Here is a 4,507-nt window from a genome sequence, read left to right on the forward strand (position 1 = left end):
TACAGTCTGACGACCATAGCGTCCCGGAACCACTCCTTCCCATCCCGAACAGGACAGTGAAACAGGACCGCGCCGATGATAGTGCTCTCCTTGAGTGCGAAAGTAGGTCATCGTCAGACTACCCTACGCCAAAAAAGCCGCTCTCCTCACAACAGGATGAGCGGCTTTTTTACGTCTACCCGCCGGTATTTCGGTCCGATGCCGATTTGTTGTATGTTGTTGGCAACAGGCCGCGCTCGGTCCCGCGGCCTGCGATCTGCGTTCTTTTCGCGAGCTCGAAGCGAGAAACCATTCAAGGGAGATAGAACATGCATCGCATCCGATCGCGCAGTGCACTGGCGTGCGCCGCGCTTTGTGCCGGCGTGTTGGTTTGTGGCGTCGCCTATGCCGAAAAACCCGATCACGCCGGTGGCGGAGGGTGGCAACAGGAGAAGGGGCATGGTGGAAAGGGGGGCGGACAGCATAAGCGCGACCGCGACGAGCGTGGAGATGCGGGTCGGGATGACCATGATCGGGGTGCGCGCGCGCGGGATGACGGCTCGGGGCGCGTGGTGACCCGATTCGAGCAACGCGAGCGGACGGTCATCCGTGAGTATTTCGTGCGCGAAGGCGGTTCGGGAAAGTGTCCTCCAGGTCTCGCAAAAAAGGGGAACGGGTGCATGCCGCCGGGGCAGGCAAGGAAGTGGTCGATGGGGCGTCCCTTGCCGCGCGATGTCGTGTATTACGACCTGCCGCCGGCGCTCGTTGTCGAACTCGGGGTGCCCCCGGCGGGGCACAAGTTCGTTCGTGTCGCGGGCGATATCCTGATGATTGCGGTGGGTACCAGCATGGTCGTCGATGCCATCCAGGACCTGGGTGGGATGTGACGGCGAAGGCGCTTCGGCTTCGCCGGCGATCGGGAGTCGAGGCGCACGTTGGTGGGGCGCCGAGGGTATTGACTGAAGACATGCTCGTCGGGACAATGGCGAACGATTCGGCAATGACGGCGCAATTGCGCTCGTCGGAACACGGTGCGAGCTTGCTCAATTCCGTGGCGGGCCCGCCGCTGTAACCGGGGACGAATGTCGCCAGGATGACGGAACGATTCCGGGCATCCAGCCACTGTCGTGGAGTACCACGATGGGAAGGCGCGACAGACAGGTTGATCCGGAAGCCAGAAGACCTGCCGTAATCGACTGTTTTGTAGCTGGAACCAATGGCAAGGGTTTCGCTGTCCGCACTTGGCAGTGCGGCAGCGGAGCCCTTTTTGTTTTTGTGTTTGGACAAACAGGAGAATCGGATGCCTTCGACTGATATCAAGCAAGAGTTTGCACAGAACGCCGTCCCCGCCGCTGCGAGTGGCGCGTCCGTTGCGAGCAGGCCCGCGATCATCGCGACGCGCAAGCGTTGCGAGGCGGATGGGGTGGGGTTGTCGCACTACGTTCTGATGGATCGCAGGGAGAAGCGATGAGCGGTTCGGCTTTGATGAGCGGCGCCCCGTCGACGGGGCGTTATGCCAATCTCGGCACTGGTGCGAGCCTGATTCCGTTCGACATCGGACATGACGACTACGTGGCCTTGAGCGACCCGGACAGTGCGTTCTGGGCACTCGTTCGCAAGGACAAGCTCGCGGACACGCTGACCGATAGTGCCTTGATGTCGAATTACCAGGCAAAGGCAAAGGATTTCGCGCGCGAGTTGCATGCCCTGCGTTTCGAGCTGAAGCCGTCGGCCGTCTATGTGAATCCGACGGAGCGGTGCAACCTGAACTGCACGTATTGCTACATTCCGGAGGGAATGCGCCGCGGTGGGCAACACATGGACGCCGATCGCCTGGTGGAGGCGCTGGGGCGGCTACGGTCCTACTTTTCGACGGTGCTTCCCGACGGGCGCAAACCGCGCGTGATTTTCCACGGTGCGGAGCCCTTGATGAATCGGGCCGCCTTGTTCGCTGCCATCGATGCGTTCAGGGACGATTACGTGTTCGGGGTGCAGACGAATGCGACACTGCTCGATGACGAAGCGATCGGGTTTCTCGCCGATCGGCAGGTGAGCATCGGCTTGTCGCTTGACGGGCCGCTGGCGGAGACGACCGATGCGACCCGCCTGACCTTCGGCGGAAAGAGTGTGCACGACAAGGTGCTCCGGGCGATGGAGGCGCTGCGCGGGTACTCGGCGTGGAGCGTGATCGCGACGTGCACGGAGAAGAACCTGGATCAACTCGTGCCGCTGGTGGAGCTGTTCCATGCCCGCGAAGTGCCGACCTGCATGCTGAATGCGGTGCGTTGCACCTTGCCGGGAGCGCGTACGGTGCGTCCGGATGATGCCGCGCTGGCGCGTGCCTTCATCGCAGCAGTGGAACGAACGCATGCGCTGTATCGGGAGACGGGGCGGAAGATGGTGGTCGCAAACTTTGCGAACATTCTGCTGGCGATCCTCGCGCCGACTGCGCGCCGCCTGATGTGCGATATCTCGCCGTGTGGCGGGGGGCGTGCGTTCTTCGCCCTGGCACCTGACGGGGGACTCTTTCCATGCAGCGAGTTCATCGGTCTGGATGCGTTCCGCGGGGGCAACCTGTTCACCGACCGTATCGAGGATGTGCTGGAGAGCGAGGCGTTCCGGAAGGTGACGGGGCGTAACGTTGACCGTATCGATCCCTGCAAGGGGTGCGCGATCCGGCATTTCTGCGGCTCGCCGTGCCCGGCCGAAGCGCATGAGATGAACGGGGGGATGGACCGCGTCGGGGCGTTCTGCGGCTTCTACGAGGAGCAGACGCGCTATGCCTTCCGCTTGATCGCCGACGGGAAGGCGAACGACTTCCTCTGGGATGGCTGGGATGCCGAGGAGGGCGGGGTGGAGAGCAGTTTCGACTTCGTGCTGCCCTGAGCCGGTCGTCAGTTGCAGTGATTGCGTGCAGGCCCGCCCGGGGGAGCCCGGGCGGGCCTTTTGTTCAAGCGCTGCCGAGGTGGCGGCCGCCTCCGCCGGGGCGGGGGTGGCCGGCGGAATCGTAGAGCTGCGGCTGCCTGGATGCGTCGAGGAGGATCGACATCGCGGCCTGGTTATGCTGGAGACGCTCGGTGATGAGCTTGCCGTTGAGGTCGTTGCGGGCCTGCGCGTCGCGTGCCAGTACGTGGATTTCGTCCCAGCGCCTGAGGGTGTCGGGTAGCGGTTGGCAGACTTCGCGGATCGCGGCGTCGGTGTTCGGGCGGCGGAGCCGGCCGAGCAGCAGGGCGCGGTCGTTGTGGATGCGCTGCAGCTGGTGGAAGCGCTCGGTCTTTTCGCGCGTGAGGACGAGCAGACCGTCGGCGTCGCCGGCGATGAGCAGGGCTTCCTCGCGCTCGAGCAGCGCAAGGAAGCCGCGCAGCAGCACAGCTTCGCTGTCGATCAGCTGGACCAGTCGTTGAAGTTCGGGCTGCAGGCTCACGGACCTTATTTCTGCGTGTCGAGCATCTGGCGAACGCTTTCGATCAGACCGTCGGCGATGCGGTTGGCGTCGATCTTGAAGCGCCCTTCGCTGATTGCCTGACGGATTTCGTCGACGCGGCGGCGGTCGACCTCGGGCGTCGAGGCAATCGCTGCTTCGGCCTTGTTGAGGCTGGACGAGAGCGACGACAGTTCGACTTTCTCTTCGGTCGAGGAGCTGCTGGCAATCGTCGTGCTGGCGGCGGGGCGTTTTTCGCGCGTTTCGCTCGCAGGGGTAGCCCCCGGCGATTTGAGTGATCCTTCGATTTTCATGGCGCTACTCCCAGTAAGCGATCTCTGTGCGTATCAACGACCGCCCGAGGGAAAACTTTAGAAGTTTTTTTGCGAATGCGCGAGCGCTCAGAAGTCGAGCTCCACGGTGCCATCGGTGCGTGCCTTTCCCGAGACGACTTGTCCGTTGCCCAGGCGGACCCGGACCGGTTCCCCGGCAGAGGCGGCGTTGAGCGCGCGGCCTTCGTTGGTGACGGTGAATCCGCTGCCGGTGCCGACGACCTTGACATTCTGGCCCTGGCGTACGGTTTGCGGGAGGCGAAGCATGTCGGCACGCAGGGGGTTGCCGGCGGCGATGGTGTAGCGCGCGTTGTGGCCGACGGCCTGGGTCATGTCCGTCAGCGTGTTGGGGGCCTCGCCCGCAAGGTCGCCGGTGCGCCGTTCGAGGTCCGCAGGCGAGACGACCTGGCCTGCGCGGATGGGGCGCGCGATGACGAGGTATTCGCCGATGACGGAGACCTGGGCGGGGACATAGACCGTCCAGTTGACGGGTGATTCGCAACGCACGCCCACGTTGATCCGGCCCCATGCGCGTGTGCCGGGCGGGAGGAAGGGCATGAGCTCGGCGCAGGGCGGGAGCTGGTTCTGCGGGTCGAGTCCCTCGACCGTGACGCCGACTTTACCCGGCAGGCCCGAGGTCTGCTGGCCGAGGAAGGCCATCACGGCCTGTCGAACCGGTTGCTGGGGCTGCTGCGCGCCAGCGTTCCCGGCCGCGAGCGTGAAGCCCAAGGCGAGCAGGGGGATAACGAGAGGGCGGCAGGATGGGGGCATGAGG

At 64.2% G+C, this 4,507-nt stretch carries 6 protein-coding genes, 1 rRNA gene and 1 riboswitch; of the genes, 4 read left to right on the forward strand and 3 right to left on the reverse strand.

From position 1 onward, the window contains the following. The first annotated feature begins 5 nt into the window (after nt 1–5). The 4 genes from rrf (at nt 6) to cbpB (ending at nt 2,865) form a co-directional block, all read left to right on the forward strand. Nucleotides 6–119 (forward strand): 5S ribosomal RNA (gene rrf / locus GPA22_RS22240). A gap of 189 nt (nt 120–308) precedes the next feature. Beyond that, nucleotides 309–866, forward strand: coding sequence for a hypothetical protein (locus tag GPA22_RS22245; protein ID WP_169258252.1), 558 nt, complete (start codon nt 309–311; stop codon nt 864–866). 100 nt (nt 867–966) lie between these two features. Further along, nucleotides 967–1,184, forward strand: a riboswitch (cobalamin riboswitch). A gap of 95 nt (nt 1,185–1,279) precedes the next feature. Continuing rightward, the gene (cbpA, locus tag GPA22_RS23105) at nt 1,280–1,450 is read left to right on the forward strand and encodes a modified peptide precursor CbpA (RefSeq protein ID WP_169258253.1); all 171 of its coding nucleotides are present in this window, start codon (nt 1,280–1,282) and stop codon (nt 1,448–1,450) included. After that, nucleotides 1,447–2,865 carry a peptide-modifying radical SAM enzyme CbpB gene (gene cbpB / locus GPA22_RS22255; protein ID WP_246264644.1) on the forward strand — a complete coding sequence of 473 codons (1,419 nt, stop codon included), beginning with the start codon at nt 1,447–1,449 and terminating at the stop codon, nt 2,863–2,865. The genes cbpA and cbpB overlap by 4 nt, the downstream gene beginning before the upstream one ends. 64 nt (nt 2,866–2,929) lie before the next feature. Here cbpB and GPA22_RS22260 read toward each other — a convergent pair whose 3' ends face one another. The 3 genes from GPA22_RS22260 to flgA all read right to left on the reverse strand — a co-directional run. Further along, the gene (locus tag GPA22_RS22260) at nt 2,930–3,403 is read right to left on the reverse strand and encodes a flagellar export chaperone FlgN (protein WP_169258254.1); all 474 of its coding nucleotides are present in this window, start codon (nt 3,401–3,403) and stop codon (nt 2,930–2,932) included. Between the two features lie 5 nt (nt 3,404–3,408). After that, on the reverse strand, nt 3,409–3,714 hold the full coding sequence (gene flgM / locus GPA22_RS22265; RefSeq protein ID WP_169258255.1) for a flagellar biosynthesis anti-sigma factor FlgM: 306 nt from the start codon (nt 3,712–3,714) through the stop codon (nt 3,409–3,411). An 87-nt stretch (nt 3,715–3,801) separates the two neighbouring features. Continuing rightward, nucleotides 3,802–4,507: flagellar basal body P-ring formation chaperone FlgA (gene flgA / locus GPA22_RS22270; RefSeq protein ID WP_246264646.1), on the reverse strand; the 706-nt coding region annotated here is incomplete at its 5' end.

This window comes from Aromatoleum toluvorans, assembly GCF_012910905.1.
In the GTDB taxonomy this organism is placed as follows: Bacteria; Pseudomonadota; Gammaproteobacteria; order Burkholderiales; family Rhodocyclaceae; genus Aromatoleum; species Aromatoleum toluvorans.

Excerpts from the sequence above, each read along its gene's own strand:
- GPA22_RS22245 (WP_169258252.1), top strand. The coding sequence starts at position 309 with ATGCATCGCATCCGATCGCGCAGTGCACTGGCGTGCGCCGCGCTTTGT.
- cbpA (WP_169258253.1), top strand. The coding sequence starts at position 1,280 with ATGCCTTCGACTGATATCAAGCAAGAGTTTGCACAGAACGCCGTCCCC.
- cbpB (WP_246264644.1), top strand. The coding sequence starts at position 1,447 with ATGAGCGGTTCGGCTTTGATGAGCGGCGCCCCGTCGACGGGGCGTTAT.
- flgM (WP_169258255.1), bottom strand. The coding sequence starts at position 3,714 with ATGAAAATCGAAGGATCACTCAAATCGCCGGGGGCTACCCCTGCGAGC.